The sequence below is a fragment of the Pseudomonas sp. RA_35y_Pfl2_P32 genome (assembly GCF_963970735.1).
Classification (GTDB): Bacteria; Pseudomonadota; Gammaproteobacteria; order Pseudomonadales; family Pseudomonadaceae; genus Aquipseudomonas.
Window position 1 is genome coordinate 1 of record NZ_CAXAQF010000360.1, and the last position, 440, is coordinate 440.

The 440-nt window shown below is 66.4% G+C and carries 1 protein-coding gene; it reads left to right on the forward strand.

The features are described 5' to 3' along the window. The coding region (locus tag AACY45_RS28705) for an Hsp70 family protein (protein ID WP_339548857.1) at positions 1 to 440 on the forward strand (440 nt) is incomplete at both ends.

The following is a 440-nucleotide window of genomic DNA, read 5'->3' on the forward strand; positions in this document are numbered from 1 at the left end:
CAAGGCGATGGCCGATGCCGGCGTCAAGGCGTCGGACATCAGCGAAGTGGTGCTGGTCGGCGGCATGACCCGCATGCCCAAGGTGCGCCAGGTCGTGAAGGACTTCTTCGGCAAGGAACCGCATTCGGGCGTCAACCCCGATGAAGTCGTGGCGATGGGCGCTGCCATTCAGGCAGGCGTGCTGCAGGGTGACGTCAAGGACGTGCTGCTGCTCGACGTGACGCCGCTGTCGCTCGGCATCGAGACGCTGGGTGGCGTGTTCACGCGCCTCATCGACCGCAACACGACCATCCCGACCAAGAAGAGCCAGGTTTTCTCTACGGCCGAGGACGGGCAGAACGCGGTGACCATCCGCGTCAGCCAGGGTGAGCGCGAGATGGCGGCCGACAACAAGCTGCTCGGCCAGTTCGACCTCGTGGGCATCCCGCCCGCACCGCGCG